The 17,122-nt window shown below is 75.0% G+C and carries 13 protein-coding genes; 7 read left to right on the top strand and 6 right to left on the bottom strand.

Going from position 1 to position 17,122, the window contains the following annotated elements:
- Positions 1–12: 12 nt before the first annotated feature.
- The gene (locus tag V2J63_RS12030) at positions 13–2,010 is read right to left on the bottom strand and encodes an alpha-1,4-glucan--maltose-1-phosphate maltosyltransferase (protein WP_331231288.1); all 1,998 of its coding nucleotides are present in this window, start codon (positions 2,008–2,010) and stop codon (positions 13–15) included.
- Between V2J63_RS12030 and V2J63_RS12025 the strand changes: the two genes are divergently transcribed.
- Both V2J63_RS12025 and glgP read left to right on the top strand, forming a co-directional pair.
- Positions 2,003–2,167, top strand: a complete 165-nt coding sequence (locus V2J63_RS12025; protein ID WP_331231287.1) for a hypothetical protein — start codon at positions 2,003–2,005, stop codon at positions 2,165–2,167. The genes V2J63_RS12030 and V2J63_RS12025 overlap by 8 nt on opposite strands.
- A 120-nt stretch (positions 2,168–2,287) precedes the next feature.
- On the top strand, positions 2,288–4,876 hold the full coding sequence (gene glgP / locus V2J63_RS12020; RefSeq protein WP_331231286.1) for an alpha-glucan family phosphorylase: 2,589 nt from the start codon (positions 2,288–2,290) through the stop codon (positions 4,874–4,876).
- Positions 4,877–4,942: 66 nt separating this feature from the next.
- Here the strand turns inward: glgP and V2J63_RS12015 are convergent, their stop codons facing one another.
- The 3 genes from V2J63_RS12015 to glgX all read right to left on the bottom strand — a co-directional run bounded on the left by V2J63_RS12015 (position 4,943) and on the right by glgX (position 10,075).
- Positions 4,943–6,649, bottom strand: a complete 1,707-nt coding sequence (locus V2J63_RS12015) for a DUF885 domain-containing protein (protein ID WP_331231285.1) — start codon at positions 6,647–6,649, stop codon at positions 4,943–4,945.
- Positions 6,650–7,768 (bottom strand): tryptophan--tRNA ligase, encoded by a 1,119-nt coding sequence (trpS, locus tag V2J63_RS12010; protein WP_331231284.1) that lies wholly within the window; start codon positions 7,766–7,768, stop codon positions 6,650–6,652.
- A 153-nt stretch (positions 7,769–7,921) separates the two neighbouring features.
- Entirely contained in the window at positions 7,922–10,075 is a 2,154-nt protein-coding gene (gene glgX, locus V2J63_RS12005) for a glycogen debranching protein GlgX (RefSeq protein WP_331231406.1), read from the bottom strand.
- Positions 10,076–10,251: 176 nt separating this feature from the next.
- On the opposite strand from glgX, the gene V2J63_RS12000 reads away from it, so the two are divergent.
- A complete protein-coding gene (locus V2J63_RS12000) occupies positions 10,252–11,049 on the top strand; it encodes an electron transfer flavoprotein subunit beta/FixA family protein (protein WP_331231283.1) in 798 nt (265 codons plus the stop codon).
- Between the two features lie 48 nt (positions 11,050–11,097).
- Positions 11,098–12,087: an electron transfer flavoprotein subunit alpha/FixB family protein gene (locus V2J63_RS11995; RefSeq protein ID WP_331231282.1), complete on the top strand. Its 990-nt coding sequence runs from the start codon at positions 11,098–11,100 to the stop codon at positions 12,085–12,087.
- A gap of 167 nt (positions 12,088–12,254) precedes the next feature.
- Here the strand turns inward: V2J63_RS11995 and V2J63_RS11990 are convergent, their stop codons facing one another.
- Positions 12,255–13,208: an FKBP-type peptidyl-prolyl cis-trans isomerase gene (locus tag V2J63_RS11990; RefSeq protein ID WP_331231281.1), complete on the bottom strand. Its 954-nt coding sequence runs from the start codon at positions 13,206–13,208 to the stop codon at positions 12,255–12,257.
- A gap of 201 nt (positions 13,209–13,409) precedes the next feature.
- On the opposite strand from V2J63_RS11990, the gene V2J63_RS11985 reads away from it, so the two are divergent.
- A complete protein-coding gene (locus V2J63_RS11985; protein WP_331231280.1) occupies positions 13,410–14,336 on the top strand; it encodes a phosphotransferase enzyme family protein in 927 nt (308 codons plus the stop codon).
- Positions 14,337–14,363: 27 nt separating this feature from the next.
- On the opposite strand, the gene V2J63_RS11980 is transcribed toward V2J63_RS11985, so the two are convergent.
- Complete coding sequence (locus V2J63_RS11980) at positions 14,364–14,864, bottom strand: protein-tyrosine phosphatase family protein (protein WP_331231279.1); 501 nt, start codon at positions 14,862–14,864, stop codon at positions 14,364–14,366.
- 52 nt (positions 14,865–14,916) lie between these two features.
- On the opposite strand from V2J63_RS11980, the gene V2J63_RS11975 reads away from it, so the two are divergent.
- Together V2J63_RS11975 and V2J63_RS11970 are read left to right on the top strand one after the other, a co-directional pair.
- Positions 14,917–15,900 (top strand): hypothetical protein, encoded by a 984-nt coding sequence (locus V2J63_RS11975; protein ID WP_331231278.1) that lies wholly within the window; start codon positions 14,917–14,919, stop codon positions 15,898–15,900.
- Positions 15,897–17,066, top strand: coding sequence for a cysteine desulfurase family protein (locus V2J63_RS11970; protein WP_331231277.1), 1,170 nt, complete (start codon positions 15,897–15,899; stop codon positions 17,064–17,066). Before V2J63_RS11975 ends, V2J63_RS11970 begins: the two co-directional genes overlap by 4 nt.
- Positions 17,067–17,122: the final 56 nt, after the last annotated feature.

Below are 17,122 nucleotides of genomic sequence, written 5' to 3'. Positions count from 1 at the left end.
GGTTGGGGCCGGTCACAGCGACCTCACCGACAGGACGTGCGCGCACTGCGTGCTCGGGTCGAGGCGGACGTAGGGCGTCTGGCCCCAGAAGAAGGTCTCGCCCGAGAGCTCGTCGCGCGCCGCCATCGCCGGCATGGCCGGGTCCGCTGGTGGCTCGATCCCGAGCGCGGCGAGGTCGAGGTGGACGAGGCTCTCGCGGGTCGCGTGCGGGTCGAGGTTGACGACGACGATGACCGTGTCCTCCGCTCCGGTGGGTGAGTGCTCGGCCGGGACCCGGCGCGAGAAGCACAGTGTGGCGTCGTCAGTCGTGGGGTGCACGGTGACACCGCGCACCCGCTGGAGGGCCACGTGGCGACCGCGGATGTCGTTGAGCGCCGTGATGAGCCGGGCGATGCCGATCTCGCCGGCGCGGCTCCAGTCACGGGCCTTGTACTCGTACTTCTCGTTGTCGATCTGCTCCTCCGCGCCAGGCCGCGCGACGTTCTCGACGAGCTCGTAGCCCGAGTAGATGCCCCACGTCGGCGCGCCCGTCGCGGCGAGCACGGCGCGGATGGCGAACGCCGCCGCCCCGCCGTTCTGCATGTACGGGGTGAGGATGTCGTGCGTCGTCGGCCAGAAGCTCGGGCGCAGGACGGCGGCCGTGTCCTCGGCGAGCTCGGTGAGGTAGTCGCCGATCTCGTCCTTCGTCGTCCGCCACGTGAAGTACGTGTAGGACTGGTGGAAGCCGACGGCGCCGAGGGTGCGCATCATCGCGGGCCGCGTGAAGGCCTCGGAGAGGAAGATCACCTCGGGGTGGGCGGCATGGACGTCCGCGAGGATGCGCTGCCAGAAGTCGAGCGGCTTCGTGTGCGGGTTGTCGACACGGAAGGCCGTGACGCCGTGGTCGATCCACACCTGGAGCATGTCCCGCACCGCGGTGTAGATGCCCTCGGGGTCGTTGTCGAAGTTGAGCGGGTAGATGTCCTGGTACTTCTTCGGCGGGTTCTCGGCGTAGGCGATCGTGCCGTCGGCGCGCGTCGTGAACCACTCCGGGTGCTCGGTCACCCACGGGTGGTCGGGTGAGGCCTGGAGCGCGATGTCGAGCGCCACCTCCATGCCGAGCGAGCGCGCGCGGGCGACGAAGGCGTCGAAGTCGTCGAACGTGCCGAGGTCCGGGTGGATCGCGTCGTGCCCGCCGTCGGCGGAGCCGATGCCGTAGGGGGAGCCCGGGTCCTCCGGGCGAGCGGTGAGCGTGTTGTTCCGGCCCTTGCGGTTCGTCGTGCCGATCGGGTGGATCGGCGTGAGGTAGACGACGTCGAAGCCCATGTCGGCGACGGCCGGGAGGCGCTCGGCGGCCGTGCGCAGCGTCCCGGTCACCCAGCGGCCCTGCTCGACGTCGAAGTGCGCGCCCTCGGAGCGGGGGAACATCTCGTACCAGGAGCCGTAGAGCGCGAGCTCGCGGTGGACGACGAGCGGGTACGTCGCGCTCGTCGAGACCATCTCGCGGACGGGGTGCTCGGCGAGCGTCGCCCGCACCGCGTCGGACAGCCCGGCGGCGAGGCGGGCCTCGGCGGGGCGGGAGGAGTCGCGCAGCCCGGCGGCGGCGTCGCGCAGGACGGCGGCGGCGTCCGCCGGGAGGTCGCGGTCGGCGGCACGCTCGAGGAGGAGCGCGCCCTCGGTGAGCATGAGCTCGACGTCGACGCCGGCGTCGACCTTGAGCGGTGCGTCGTGGGTCCACGTGCCGTAGGGGTCGGACCAGCCCTCCACCCGGAACCCCCACGAGCCGGGGGCGTCGGGCGCGAGCCACGCCTCGTAGCGGTCGAGGCCGGGGGAGATGTCGGTCATCCGAGCCCGGCTGTGGTCCGCGCCGTCAGGGCCGACGAGGACGGCCGTCGCGGCGACGGCGTCGTGCCCCTCCCGGAAGACGGTGGCGCGCACGGGGAGGGCCTCCCCGACGACGGCCTTCGCCGGCCACCGTCCGCCGTCGACGACGGGCGCGACCTCGATGACGGGGATCCGCCCGATGGGCACGGGCGGAGCGGGCTGGGGGACCGGTGGTTCGACGGCGGGCGCGGCCGCGCGGGGCGTGGCGCGCCGCGCCGTCGGGCTCGGCGTGGACGGGGACGTGGCAGAGCGGCGGCCGGAGGACGAGCGGGCTCCGGGGGCGGCGGGCGAGGGACTCACGTGACGAACCTATCGACGCTCCCGGCGATGGTCGACCGCTGGGGCCGGAGACCCACGTTTCTGGCGTGTGAAAATTTCTGCAACTCGGCGCAAGACGGGCCCGTGGGCCGATAGACTCCGGCGCGTGAGAGCCATCCGCCGATTCACCGTCCGCACCGTCCTGCCTGACGCCCTTGCGCCGCTGGACACCCTCGCCCAGAACCTTCGCTGGTGCTGGCACGTCCCCACGCGGGACCTCTTCGCCTCGCTCGACCCCGCACTGTGGGAGTCGCTGCGCGGGGACCCGATCGCGCTCCTCGGCGCGCTGGGCCGCAAGCGCCTCGAGACGCTCGCCGCCGACGCCGGGCTCGTCGCCCGGGTGCGCGAGCTCGACGCCGACCTCAAGGCCTACCTCGAGCAGCCGCGCTGGTACCAGACGTCCTTCGCCGTCGAGGACAAGCCGGACGCGATCGCCTACTTCTCCGCGGAGTTCGGCATCACCGCCGTCCTTCCCCAGTACTCGGGCGGCCTCGGCATCCTCGCCGGCGACCACCTCAAGTCCGCCTCGGACCTCGGCGTGCCGATCGTCGGCGTCGGCCTCCTCTACGGGGCCGGGTACTTCAAGCAGTCGCTCACCCGCGACGGCTGGCAGCACGAGACCTACCCCGTCATCGACCCCGACAACCTTCCGCTCAGCCTTCTGCGCGAGGCCGACGGCACCGCCGCCCGCGTCACGCTGCCCCTGCCGGGCGGCCAGGTCCTCCACGCCCAGGTGTGGAAGGCGGACGTCGGTCGCGTGCCGCTGCTCCTCCTCGACTCCAACGTCACGGAGAACGACGACGTCTCGCGCCGCGTGACCGACCGCCTCTACGGCGGCTCCGCCGACCACCGCCTCAAGCAGGAGCTCCTCCTCGGCATGGGCGGCGTCAAGGCCCTGCGCGCTTACTCGCGCCTCACCGGCGCCCCGGCGCCGGAGGTCTACCACGCCAACGAGGGCCACGCCGGCTTCCAGGGCGTCGAGCGCGTCCGCGAGCTCGTCGAGGCCAAGGGCCTGTCCGTCGCGGCGGCCGTCGAGGCCGTGCGCGGGGGCACCGTCTTCACGACCCACACCCCGGTGCCCGCCGGTATCGACCGCTTCGGCGTCGACCTCGTCCGCGAGCACTTCACCGGCTCCGCCGCGGTGCCCGGCGTCCCGGTCGAGGACATCCTCGCGCTCGGCGCCGAGGACTACGAGGGCGGCGACCGCTCCGTCTTCAACATGGCCGTGCTCGGGCTGCGCACCGCGCGCCGCGCCAACGGCGTCGCCCAGCTCCACGGCCGCGTCTCGCGCGGGATGTTCCACGCGCTCTGGCCGGGCTTCGACGTCTCCGAGGTGCCGATCACCTCGATCACCAACGGCGTCCACGGACCGACGTGGACGGACCCGGCGTTCGCCGCCATGGCGGCCCGCCACCTTTCCGAGGACCAGATCGCCTCGGGCGAGGGCTGGCTCGTCGCCGGCGAGTCCGGCGGCGTCCCCGACGCCGAGCTGTGGGCCGTGCGCCGCGAGCTGCGCTCGAACCTCGTGCGCTCGGCGCGGCAGCGCGTGCGCACGTCCTGGCTCGAGCGTGGGGCGTCCCCCGCGGAGCTCGGCTGGGTCGACGACGTGCTCGACCCCGACGTCCTGACGATCGGCTTCGCGCGCCGGGTGCCGACGTACAAGCGCCTCACCCTCATGCTCTCCGACCCGGACCGCCTGCGCGCCCTGCTCACCGACCCGGAGCGGCCCATCCAGATCGTCGTCGCCGGCAAGTCGCACCCCGCGGACGAGCAGGGCGTCGGCCTCATCCAGCGCCTCGTCCAGTTCGCCGACGCCGAGGGCGTGCGTGAGCGCATCGTCTTCCTGCCGAACTACGACATCGAGATGGCGCAGACCCTCATGCCCGGCTGCGACGTCTGGCTCAACAACCCGCTGCGTCCCCTCGAGGCCTCGGGCACGTCGGGCATGAAGTGCGCCCTCAACGGCGCCCTCAACCTCTCGATCCTCGACGGCTGGTGGGACGAGTGGTACGACGGGCAGAACGGCTGGGCGATCCCCACGGCCGACGGCGTCGAGGACCAGGCCCGCCGCGACGAGCTCGAGGCGGCGGCCCTGTACGAGCTCCTCGAGGACACCGTCGCGCCGCGCTTCTACGACCGCGACGCCGACGGCATCCCGCAGCACTGGATGGAGATGGTGCGCCACACCCTGGCCACCCTCGGCCCGAAGGTCCAGGCCACCCGCATGGTGCGCGACTACGTCGAGCGCCTCTACTCCCCGGTGGCGGGCAGCTACCGCGCCCTCGGTGGGAACGCCCACGCGGGCGCCGTCGAGCTGGCGGAGTGGAAGCAGCGCGTGCGCGCGGGCTGGTCCGCCGTGCGCGTCGACCACGTCGAGTCCGGCGGCATCGACGCCGGCGCGAACGTCGGGGACGTCCTCGAGGTCCGGGCGTACGTCTCCCTCGGGGACCTCACCCCCGACGACGTCGAGGTCCAGGCCGTCTACGGCTCCGTCGGGGCGGACGACGCGCTCGCCGACCTCGCCGTGCGCCGCCTCGAGCTGACCGACACCTACGAGGCCGGCCGGTACGGCTACTGCGGGGAGATCGAGCTCGACACCTCGGGCGCGTTCGGGTACTCCGTGCGCGTCGTCCCCGCGCACGCGCACCTCGCAGCGGCCACCGAGCTCGCGCTCGTGGCCAACGCCGAGCAGTAGGGCGCACCGAGCAGGACGCCTCCGGGCCGGGCCCGTCGCAGCGCGACGGACCCGGCCCGGCCTGCGTCACAGGGCGGTGAGCTCCCGCTCGAGGTCGTCGAGGCCGAGCGAGCCGAGCGCGAGCGCCGCGGTGTGCCACCCCTTGGCGTCCCACGCACGGCCCAGCGCGGCGGCGCGCGCCTGGGAGGCGGCGCGCCCGGCGAGCCACGCGCGCTCGCCGAGCTTGTAGGAGATGGCCTGCCCGGGCCAGCCGAGGTACCGGTCGATCTCGGAGTCGAGGAAGTCGCCGGCCCGGCCGCTGTGCCGGCCGAAGAACTCCCGGGCCAGGGCCGGCGTCCACCGGGAGCCCGCCGCGAGCCCGGCCGCAGCGAGCAGGTCCGCCCCGGCAGGCTCGTCATCGGGGATCTCGAGCTCGAGGTGCATCCCGATGTCGATGACCACCCGGACCGCCCGCATGCGCTGGGCGTCGAGGTAGCCGAGCCGCTCGCCGGGGCCGGCGAGGTGACCGAGCTCGTCCATGACGCGCTCGGCGTAGAGGGCCCAGCCCTCCGTCGTCGCCGGCACGGAGCCGACGCTCACCTGGTAGCGCGAGAGCCGGTCCGCGAGGTAGGCCCACATGCCGAACTGGAGGTGGTGGCCGGGGACACCCTCGTGGAACCACGTGCTCACGAGGTCCCACAGGGGGAAGCGCTCGTGGCCGAGCGTCGGCAGCCACGTGCGCCCGGGCCGGGCGAAGTCGAGCGAGGGGCGCGTGTAGTACGGTGCCGCCGCGGACCCGGCCGGGGCGATCATCGCCTCGACGGTGCGCACCGGTCCCGGGATGTCGACGAGCGTCCCGTCGAGGGTGCGCACCGCGGCGTCCATGAGGCTCTGGAGGTGCGCGCGGACCTCCTCGACCCCCTCGATGGCCGGGCCGTGCGCGGCGAGGTGAGTGAGGACGTCGGGGACGTTCGCGCCGGGCAGGACGAGCTCGGCCTGCCCGGCCATCTCGGCCTCGATGCGCCCGAGCTCGGCCCAGGCCCACGCGTAGGCCTCGTCGGGGTCGATGACGGCGCCCGTCGTCGTCCGGGCGGCGAGGACGTAACGATCGCGCCCGACGGCGTCGGGAACCTCCGCCGCGGCGCCCGCGTACTCAGACGCGAGCCACGCCCGCAGGTCCGCGACGGCGGCCGCGGCGCCGCGGGCGGCCGCAGCGAGCTCGTCGGCGAGGGGTGCCGGGCCGGCGGCGACGAAGTCGCTGTACCAGTCGGTGCCGCCGTCGGGGCCGAGCCACGCGCCGAGCTGGCGGACGGCGGACCCCACCTGGCGTGGCGCGCTCACCCGGCCGGCGGCGATGCCGGCGCAGAGGGTGGCCCGGTAGCCCTCGGCGGCGCGGGGCACGTCCCGGAGCCGGCGGGCGACGACGGACCAGTCCTCCTCCGTCGCCGTCGGCATCATGAGGAAGATCGAGCGCAGCCCCTGGAGCGGGGAGCCGATGGGCCGCAGCGTGCGCAGGTCCTCCCCGGCGTCGTGCGTGGCGAGCTGCGTCGTCAGCCGCTCCCGCAGGAGGGTCGCGCACCGGCGGTCGTCGTCCTCGGGCTGCGTCGCGTCCGCGAGGTCGGCGAGGGTGCGGCGGGCGAGGTCGGCGCGCGCGCCGAGGCCCGCCGGCGAGAGGTCGGGCATCGCGTCGGAGGGCACGCCGAGCGCCGTCGCCACCGCGGGGTCGAGCCGGACGAGCGCGTCGACGTAGGCGTCGGCGACGGCGCGGGCCGTGGGGGCGGCAGGGGCGTCCACTCAGTACTCCATCGCCATGGCGGCCCGCACCTCGCCGAGCGTCGCCTCGGCGATGGCGTTGGCGCGCTCGTTGCCGGCGTGGAGGACGTCGAGGAGGTAGCGGGGATCCGCGGCGAGCTCGGCCCGCAGGGCGCGGATCGGCGCGAGCATCTCGTTGACCGCCTCGGTCGCGGCACGCTTGAGGGCCGCGCCGCCACCGTCGCCGATCTCGGCGGCGACGTCCTCGGGCGCGCGGCCGGAGGCCAGCGCGGTGAGGAGGACGAGGTTGGAGACCTCGGGGCGTCCCGCGGGATCGTACGTGATGTGGCGGTCCGCGTCGGTGACGGCCCGCTTGAGGCGCTGCGCCGTCGTGTCCGCGTCCATCCCGATCTCGATCGTGTTGCCGCGGGACTTGCTCATCTTCTGCCCGTCGGTGCCGAGCACGCTCGCGGCGTCGGACAGGAGCGCCTCCGGCTGGGGGAAGACTGGCGAGGTGGCGCCGCTCGGGCGCCCGTAGCGCTCGTCGAAGCGGCGGGCGATGACGCGGGCCTGCTCGAGGTGGGGGAGCTGGTCCTTGCCCACGGGCACGAGGTTGGCCTTGCAGAAGAGGATGTCGGCCGTCTGGTGGACGGGGTAGGTGAGGAGGAGCCCGGACATCGGGCGGTCCCCGGTGGCGTCGAGCTCCGACTTCACCGTGGGGTTGCGGCGCAGCTCGGCGTCGGTGACGAGGCTGAGGAAGGGCAGCATGAGCTGGTTGAGCGCCGGCACGGAGGAGTGCGTGAAGATCGTCGCGCGCTCGGGGTCGATGCCCACGGCGAGGTAGTCGGCGACGAGGGAGAGCACGCGCTCGCGGACGGGACCGACGCCGTCCCGGTCGGTGATGACCTGGTAGTCGGCGACGAGGACGAACGACTCGACGCCGGCCCGCTGGAGCCGCACGCGGTTGCGCAGGGACCCGAAGTAGTGCCCGAGGTGGAGGTTCCCGGTGGGGCGGTCGCCGGTGAGCATGCGGAAGCGGCCCGGCTTGGTGCGGATCTGCTGCTCGATCTCGGCGCTGCGGCGCTTCGTGCGCGCCAGCGAGGCCTCGTTGGTCGACTCCGCGAGATCGGTGGCGGCGTCGTGGGCGGTGTGCTCGGTCATGGTTTCCTCGTCGGTCGGGCCGTCCCGCGAGGCGCCCGGACGTGACGACGGCCGCCTCTGTCGGACGGCCGGGGGCGTGGGGCGGGGCCGTCCGTCAGGACGGCCACCAGGAACACCCACGGCAGGTCATGGCTCCAACCCTAGTACCTGGGCTCAGTGCCGGGTGAGGTAGAGCCGCATGCTCAGCGGCTCGAGGTTGACCGCCTGCCCCGGGTAGACCGGGGTGCCGCCGTCCACCGGGTTGGGCGGCGCGTCCGCGGCGGAGTCCCACGCGAGGGTGAGCGTCGTCCCCCGCCCGGGGGCCAGCCGGACCGTCCGGGCCCCGAGCGAGCCGTTGATGAGGATGAGGGCGTCCCGGTCGCCCACCGGGTGCCCGGAGCGCTGCATCTGCAGGACCCGCGCGTGCGGGTCGTGCCACGCGGCGGCGTCCATCGGCTCGCCGTCGGCGCTGAACCACGCGAGGTCGGCGAGGGAGTCGCCGGAGGCGGTGCGGCCGGTGGCGAAGCGGGTGGGGCGCAGGACGGGGTGCTCGCGGCGCAGGCGCAGGAGGTGGCGGGTGGTCGCGAGGAGGTCCCGCTGCCATGGCGTGAGGTCCCAGTCGACCCACGAGATCTCGTTGTCCTGGCAGTAGCCGTTGTTGTTCCCGCGCTGCGTGCGGCCGAGCTCGTCGCCGGCCGTGAGCATCGGGGTGCCGGCCGAGAGGAGGAGCGAACCGAGGAGGTTGCGCATCGACCGGCGGCGGGCCGTGTCGATGCGCATGCGCTCGGACCCGGCGAGGATCGGACCCTCGACGCCGTGGTTCCACGACCGGTTGTTGTCGGTCCCGTCGCGGTTGTCCTCGGTGTTGGCCTCGTTGTGCTTGCGGTCGTACGTGACGAGGTCCGCGAGGGTGAAGCCGTCGTGGGCGGTGACGAAGTTGATGCTCGCGAGCGGCCCGCGCCCGCCGGGGACCTCGCTGCGGCTGAAGAGATCGGCCGAGCCGGCGAGGCGGGTGGCGAGGTCACGCAGGTCGCTGCCGGTTCGTCCGTGGGTCGCGGCGGCCGGGTCGGCGAGCCAGAACGTGCGCAGCGCGTCGCGGAACCGGTCGTTCCAGTCGGCCATCGGTGCGGGGAACTCACCCGTGCGCCAGCCGCCGGGCCCCATGTCCCACGGCTCGGCGATGAGCTTGGTGCCGGCGAGGACCGGGTCGGTGACGAGCGCGACGAGGAACGGGTGGTCGGGGGAGAACTCGCCCCCGTTGCGGCCCGACGTCACGGCGAGGTCGAAGCGGAACCCGTCCACGCCGATCTCCCCGGCCCAGAAGCGCAGGGAGTCGAGGACGAGCTGGACCACGCGCGTGCGGCGGAAGTCGAGGGAGTTCCCGCAGCCGGTGACGTCGACGAGCGCGGCCGGGGCCACGCCGTCGTGGAGGTAGTACGACGTGTTGTCCAGCCCGCGCAGGCTCAGGCTCGGGCCGTGCGCGCCGCCCTCGCACGTGTGGTTGTAGACGACGTCGAGGACCACCTCGAGCCCGGCCTCGTGGAGGAGGTGGACCATGCCCTTGACCTCGTCGAGGACGGCCGCCGGGCCGGCCGCCTGCGCCGCGCGCGTGGCGTAGGCGGGCTCGGGCGCGAAGTACGCGAGCGTGTTGTAGTTCCAGTAGTTCGTCAGCCCGCGCTCGGCGAGGAACGGCTCCGGGCTCCCGGCGTGGATGGGCAGCAGCTCGACCGTCGTCACCCCGAGGTCGCGCAGGTGCGCGATCGTCGCCGGGTGGGCGAGGCCGGCGTACGTCCCGCGCAGGTGCTCGGGCACCCCGGGCAGCTGCATCGTCAGGCCGCGGACGTGGGCCTCGTAGAGGACGGTGCGCTCCCACGGCGTGCGCGGGCGGTTGTCCGCGGCGGGGAAGGGGTCGTCGACGACGACGCCGTGCGGCACGTGCCCGGCGGAGTCGGAGTCGTCGGGCGCACCGGTGGCAGCGCCGTCGGCGGTGCGCCGGTAGGGGTAGACGGGGCCCTCGAGGTCGACCGTGCCGGCGATGCCGCGGGCGTAGGGGTCGAGCAGGAGCTTGGCCGGGTTGTGCAGGAGACCGGCGGAGGGGTCCCAGCGGCCGTGCGCGCGCAGTCCGTAGTGCTGTCCGGGACCGACGCCGGGGACGTGGCCGTGCCACAGGCCGGCCGCGCCCCGGCGCAGCCGGAAGCGGCGCTCGCTCGGCGCGCCGCCGGGGCCGACGTCGAGGAGGCACAGGTCGAGCGCCTCGGCGTGCGAGGCGAAGACGACGACGTCGAGGCCCCCGTCGACGAGGTGCGCACCGAGCCGGTGCGGCAGCACCGCCGGGCGAGGGACCGGGACGGCCGGGACGTCGACGAAGCGCGGCGGGGCCTCGCTCGTCAGGTGCCGCTCGGTCGTCGTGGTCACCGAAGGATTCTTGCACCTGTTTCGGTTCGCCGGGGCAGGACGGGGGACCCGTGTCTGCCCCGCTCGTCGAAAAGTGGCAGGCTGGAGGCATGAGGATCGTCGTGTGCGTCAAGCACGTCCCCGACCTGCAGTCCGAGCGCGCCCTCACTCCGGAGGGGCTGGCCGTGCGCGGTGAGGACGACGTCCTCAACGAGCTCGACGAGAACGCGGTCGAGGCGGCCGTCTCGCTCGCCGAGGAGCACGGCGGGGAGGTCGTCGCGCTGACGATGGGTCCCGAGGACGCCGTCGACGCCGTGCGGCGCGCGCTGCAGATGGGCGCCAAGCAGGGCGTCCACGTCCGCGACGACGCGCTCGCCGGCTCCGACGTCGTCGGCACGGCGCACGTCCTCGCGGCCGCTGTGCGTGCGCTCGACGCCGAGGAGCCCGTCGACCTCGTCGTCACGGGCATGGCCGCGATGGACGGCCTCACCGCCATGCTGCCCGCCGCGCTCGCGGGGTGCCTCGACCTGCCGCAGCTCACCCTCGCGAGCGAGGTCGAGGTCGACGGCGCCACGGTGCGCATCCGCCGGGAGATCGGTGACGCCGCCGAACGCCTCGAGGCGCCGCTGCCCGCGCTCGTCTCCGTGACGGACCAGGCGAACGAGCCGCGCTACCCCAACTTCAAGGCGATCATCGGGGCGAAGAAGAAGCCGGTCCGCACGTGGGGCCTCGCGGACCTCGAGCCGCACCTCGGTGCCGCCTCCGCGACCGTCGGCGCGCACGGGGCCGGCACCCGCGTCCTGCGCGCGGCGCAGAGCCCGGCCCGCGAGGGCGGGCGCATCGTCACGGACTCCGGCGACGGCGGTGCCCAGCTCGCGACGTACCTCGTCGAGAACAAGCTCGTCTGAGCCGGCGCCACCCGCGCCGCCCCGAAGGAACCAGAGAGGGAACCCGCCGTGACCCAGGCCCCCGTGCTCGTCGTCGTCGACCACCATGACGGCGCGCCGTCCGTCCCGAGCACCGAGGTGCTCACGCTCGCGCGGCGCCTCGCCGGCGGGGCGGGCGTCGAGGCCGTGTGGCTCGGCGCGGAGGCACCCGGCGAGCCGGCCCGGGCGGAGCTCGCCCGGTTCGGCGCCCGGGTCGTCCACGTGCCCGACCTCGAGGGCCTGTCCGCGCAGGTCGCCGCCGTCGCCGCCGAGGCCGTCCTCGCCGTCGCGCTCCCGGCCGCGCCGGCCGCGATCCTCCTCGTCTCGACGTTCGCCGGCAAGGAGGTCGCGGCGCGCCTCGCCGTCGGGCTCGGCTCCGGCGCCGTCGTCGACGCCGTCGGGGTCGACGTCGCCGCCGACGGCACGCTCGCGGCCCGCAAGTCCGTCTTCGCCGGCACGTGGGAGACGGCATGCGCCGTCACGCGCGGCGTCCCGGTCATCGCGCTCAAGCCGACGTCGGTCGAGGCGGAGCCCACCGCCGACGCCGGGGCCGCCGAGGTCCGCCCCCTCGCGGTGGCGTTCTCGCCGACGGCGCGCGCCGTCCGCGTCCTCGAGCGCACCGCGCACGCGAGCGGGGGACGCGTCCCGCTGAGCGAGGCGAAGACCGTCGTCGTCGGCGGGCGCGGCACGGACGGCGACTTCTCCGGCGTCGAGGAGCTCGCGGACCTGCTGGGGGCGGCCGTCGGCGCGACCCGCGTCGCCACGGACGAGGGCTGGATCGAGCACTCCGCGCAGGTGGGGCAGACCGGCGTGACGATCTCGCCGCGGCTCTACATCGGCATCGGGGTCTCGGGCGCCGTCCACCACACGGCCGGCATGCAGGCCTCGCAGACGATCGTCGCGGTCAACAGCGACCCGGAGGCACCGATCTTCGAGATGGCCGACTTCGGCGTCGTGGGCGACATCGAGGACGTGCTGCCGCAGGCGATCGCCGAGCTCAAGCGCCTCCGCCAGGCCTGACCCGCCGGCCCGGCCGCGCCGGGCGGCCCCGCCCGGCGCTGCCGGGCCGCGACCCGTCGTCAGCGGCCCTCCGGAAACGCCGCTGCTCCTCGACATGCGCTGTGCCCCCGGTAGACCAGGGGCACGGCGCGTGTCGAGGCGCAGGGCGCTGCGGCAGCGCGCTCGGGTCAGGCGGCCGCGAGGATGTCGACGACGAAGACGAGCGTCGAGCCGCCCGGGATCGGGCCGGAGCCCTCCTCGCCGTAGCCGAGCTCCGGCGGGATGACGAGCATGACCTGGCTGCCGACCTTCTGGCCGACGAGGCCGGTGTCCCAGCCCTCGATGACCATGCCGACGTCGATCTGGGTGTTGAACGGCGTCCCGCTCGTCCACGAGGAGTCGAACGGCGTGCCGTCCCAGAGCCAGCCGCTGTAGTGCATCGTCAGGTTCTGCCCGGACTCGACGACCGGTCCGTCGCCCTCGATGAGCGGCTGGACGACGAGCTCGGCGGGGGCCTCGCCCTCGACCGGCTCGATGGTGGGCTCGCCGTTCTCGGCGAGGGTCACCGTGGGCAGCCCCTCGGGCGGCGCGACGGCCTCGCCCTCGGCGCGCTCGGGGACGGTCACCGCGTCGACGACGTCGATCGCCATGATCGCGGCCGAGGCCTCGCTGTCCGGGGTCGCGAAGAGGACGCGTGCGCCGACCTTCTGACCGGCGAGGACGTCGTTGAGCGCCGAGACGACGCCCTGGTCACCGAGCGTGAGCGTCTGCGGGGACGCGCCGTACGTCGTCCCGACGGTCGTGCCGTCGGCGCCGCTCACCGTGACGAAGTTGAGCGAGACGAGCTGGCCCTCGAGGAGCTCGGCGCCGGTGCCCTCGGTCACGAGGCGCGCGACCGGCGCGGAGACGGTGAACGGCTGCTCGAACGTGAGGGTCGGCTCGGCGCCGGGCTCGCCCTCGACCGTGACGCCCTCGAGCGCGGCGACGTCGGCCTCGGTCGGGCCGGCGGCCTCGGTGCCCTCGGTGGCGGGGGCGCTGGAGCTCGCGGTACCACCGGTCGCGGCTGGGGTGGCGTCCTCGTCGGACTCGGTGCTCCCGCACCCGGCGAGGAGGAGGACCGTGGCCAGGGCGGTGGCGGCCACGGAGGTGGCGGATCGACGCAAGATCGTGCCCTTCGTAGTGGGGGTCGCCCCCGGCAGATCCGCCGGCGGACCAGGCAAGGGTAGGGGCTGTTCCTGTGAGGGTGCTGGACGATCCATCCGGTACGGTTCACCCTCCAACCCGGTCGTGCCCCGCACCGACGTCGCGTGGTGGTTTCTTTACGACGACGACCGGGAGGTCCCATGTCACTCACCGCCGCACAGCCGGGCGCGGCGCCCGCGCCGGGTACCACGCAGCCGAGCTCCGCCGCCACGCCGACGACGGTCGACGAGCCGCTGCCCATGCCGCTGCCCACGTGGGGTGCCTCCGAGGCACTCCGGGCACTCGACGAGGCGCGGATCGCCCTCGCCGTGCACCTGCCGGCCGCCCACGTCATCAGCGCGCTGACGACCGTCGTCCTGCGTTCCGGCGAGCACGCCGTCAAGGTCTACCCGCCCGGGACGGACCCGACCCACCTCGGCCGGATCGCGACGGCGCTCGCGGGCTCCTCCAGCGCGCTCCTGCCCGTCGCGCCGCCCGTCGTCACCTCGTGGGGCGTCGTCAGCGTCGCGCCGTGGCTCGCCGCGGCCGCGCCGGTCGACTGGGCCGGCACGGGGGCGCTCCTGCGGGCCTTCCACGCCGAGCACGCCGACGCCGACGTCCCGCTCTGGGACCCGCTGCGGCGCGTCGTCACCCAGTCGCGGGGGCTGCCCGAGGGGGCCGCTGCCGTGCTCCTTCATGCGCGCGAGGCGCTCCTCGCCGAGCTGGCGGGGCTGCGGTCGCCGCTGGGGGTCGGCGTCGTCCACGGTGACCTGTCACCGGCGAACGCCCTCACGGGGGAGGGGCGCCGCCCCGTCCTCATCGACCTCGACTTCGCCGCGCGCGCCCCGCTCGAGTACGACCTCACGAGCGCGGCCCGCCGCGCGGACGCCGGCGAGATCGACGCCGCGACGTACCTGGCGTTCTGCCGCGCCTACGGGCACGACGTGCGCGGGTGGGACGGCCGGGTCGTGCTCGACGCGATCGCCGACCTCGGCGGCGTGGCCTTCCGGCTCTGGGACGACCGGCGGGCCGGGCGCGACCTCGGCTGGCTCGACGGCGCGCTCGCCCGCTGGCGCACGCCGCTCTGAGGCATCCGTTGGCGCGCGGCCTGGAGATCAGGCCGGCGCGGGCAGCGCGCGCAGCCAGGCGGCGAAGTCCTCGTTGTTGACCGTGCCCTCGCGGCGCTGCTGGACGTGGGCCATCGCGTCGGCGCCGCTGAGGCCGAGCGCCTCGCGCACGATGAGCGAGGCCATGAGCCCGGAGCGGTTGCGCCCGAACGTGCAGTGGACGAGGACGCGGTACCCGTCGTCGATGAGGCCCGCGACGAGGGAGGCGAGGCGCAACGTGAGCGCGGGGGCCGGGATGTCCTCGCCGTCGACGAGCGGCGCCTTGAGGTAGACGAGGCCATCGATCTCCTCGGCGGGCGGGTGCGCGTCGGCGTCGGCGAAGTCGATGACGGCCGTGATGCCCGTGTCCCGGACCCAGCCGAAGTCGACGGGGCACCCGCCTTGCCACAGCCGGCCCGGGAGGAGCTCGGTCGGCGGGTCCGCCGGACGCACGCCCGGGAGGTAGACGGGGTCGGTGGTCAGGTTCATCGCGGTGGTCTCGGCGCTCACCTCGCGAGGTTAACCAGTGCGGGTGACCGCCGCGCGACGGGACAATGAACGGGTGACGCATCCCTCGCTCCCCGCCGTGCCGGACGCCGACGACGTCCGTGCCCTCGCGCGTTCGTCGCCCTGGCGCTGGCGCAGCGTGCGGTTCACGGTGCGCTGGACCGGAGATCTCGCCGCCGCACCGGTCCGGGCGTGGGTCGCGCGGCCGGCCTCGCTCCGGGTCGAGGGCCTCGACGGCACGCTCGTCGAGGCCGGCGTCGAGCAGCGGGGGCAGTCGGCGCGGTTCCAGCTCGTCCTCGCCGGCGACGGCGGCCGGATGGCTGAGCGCTACCGGGACGCCCCGGAGGCTGCGCCCGCCGTGGAGGCCGTGCCCGCCCGGGACGTCGGTCCGGACCGCGCACCTGCCCCGGGCCTCTCCTCGGAGCAAAGCTCCGTGTCAGATCCAGCAACGGCCCCGGCGATCGCCTGGGTGTCAGACCTGGACCCGGTCCCGGCCGGCTTCCCGGGAGCTCCGCCCGGCGACGAGCCGGTCTTCCGCGCCGACGGCCTCGTCGCGCGGCGGCCGTGGATGTCGCGGACCGAGGCCGACGCCCCCATGCACCAGGACTACCGGTGGGTCGCCATGCTCGACCCGCTCGAGCTCGCCGAGCCGTTCCACGCCCACCCGGACGAGGCCGAACCGGCCACCGAGCTGACCGAGGTCGCCGTCGTCGACCACCACGGGCGCACGGCATGGGAGGCCGTCGTGCAGACCCTGCCCGGGTACGACCCCCGCTGCTCCTGCTGCCCGCTCCTCGGCAGCGCGGAGGCGGACGCCCGCGAGGCCGAGGGCGGCGCTCCGCCGCGCCGGCCCACGGGCTTCGCGTACCCGGACGCGTTCCGCGTCCGGCTCGACGTCGGCACGGGCATCTGCGTCTACACCGAGGAGCTCGGCGGGACGCGCCCGGGCACCGGCCACGACCTCACGCTCGAGGAGGTCGACATCGACATGCCCGCCGACCTCTTCACCACCCCGCGTACCCGGGGGTGGCGCCGGTGACCTACCTCGACCACGCCGCGACGACGGCGGTGCGCCCGGAGGCGGCGCAGGCGTACGCGCGCGAGCTCGCCGCGCCGGGCAACCCCTCCTCCCTCCACGCCGCCGGCCGGTCGGCCCGGCGGCGGGTCGAGGAGTCCCGCGAGGCGGTCGCCGCCGCGCTCGGGGCAGAGCCGGGGGAGGTCATCTTCACGGCCGGCGGGACCGAGGCGGACAACCTCGCCGTCAAGGGGCTCGTCCTCGGTGGCCGGGCCGCATCCCCCGCCCGCACGCGCGTCGTCGTCAGCGCCGTCGAGCACCCGGCCGTCCTCGAGGCGGCCGCCTGGCTCGAGACCGAGGAAGGGGCGGAGGTCCACCGGCTCGGCGTCGACGCCGCGGGAGTCGTCGACCTCGCCGAGCTCGAGGCCGTCCTCGCCGACGGCGGGGGGCGCACCGCGCTCGTCTCCGTCATGTGGGCGAACAACGAGGTGGGCACGCTCCAGCCGCTCGGGCGCGTCGTCGAGCTCGCCCGGCACCACGGGGCCGCGGTGCACTCCGACGCCGTCCAGGCCGTCGGCCACGTGCCGGTCGACTTCGCCGCCTCGGGGCTCGACGCCATGAGCGTGTCGGGGCACAAGCTCGGCGCCCCCATCGGCGTCGGGGCGCTCCTCGCCCGGCGCGACGTCACGCTCGCGGCCGTCGAGCACGGCGGCGGGCAGGAGCGCGGGGTGCGCTCCGGGACGGTCAACACGGCCGGGATCTGCGCGTTCGCCGTCGCGCTCGAGGCAGCGGTCCGCGAACGGGAGGCCGAGGCGGCCCGGCTCGCGGCGCTGCGGGACGACCTCGTGCGCGGGGTCCTCGCGGCGGTGCCGGGAGCGCGGCTGAGCGGGCCGCCGCTCGACGGCCGGGCGCGACTGCCCCAGACCGCGCACCTCACCTTCGCCGGCTGCGACGCCGACGCGCTCCTCTTCGGGCTCGACATGGCAGGGGTGTGCGCCTCGTCGGGCTCGGCGTGCCAGGCCGGCGTCCAGGAGCCCTCGCACGTCCTGCTCGCCATGGGCCGCGACCTCGCGCAGGCCCGCTCGGCCGTGCGGTTCACCCTCGGCTGGACCTCGACGGCCGACGACGTCGCCGCCGTCCTCGCCGCGCTGCCGACCGTCGTCGAGAGGGCCCGCGCCGCCGCGCGCTGACGGGAGCTCGCCGTGACGACGGGGCTTACCGCCGTCGTCGGGCCGGGCCGATCGTC

The sequence above is a fragment of the Georgenia wangjunii genome, from assembly GCF_036421975.1.
Classification (GTDB): Bacteria; Actinomycetota; Actinomycetes; order Actinomycetales; family Actinomycetaceae; genus Georgenia_A; species Georgenia_A wangjunii.
The sequence above is the reverse complement of the archived record's forward strand: the minus strand, read 5'-3'. Positions and strand labels throughout refer to the sequence as shown.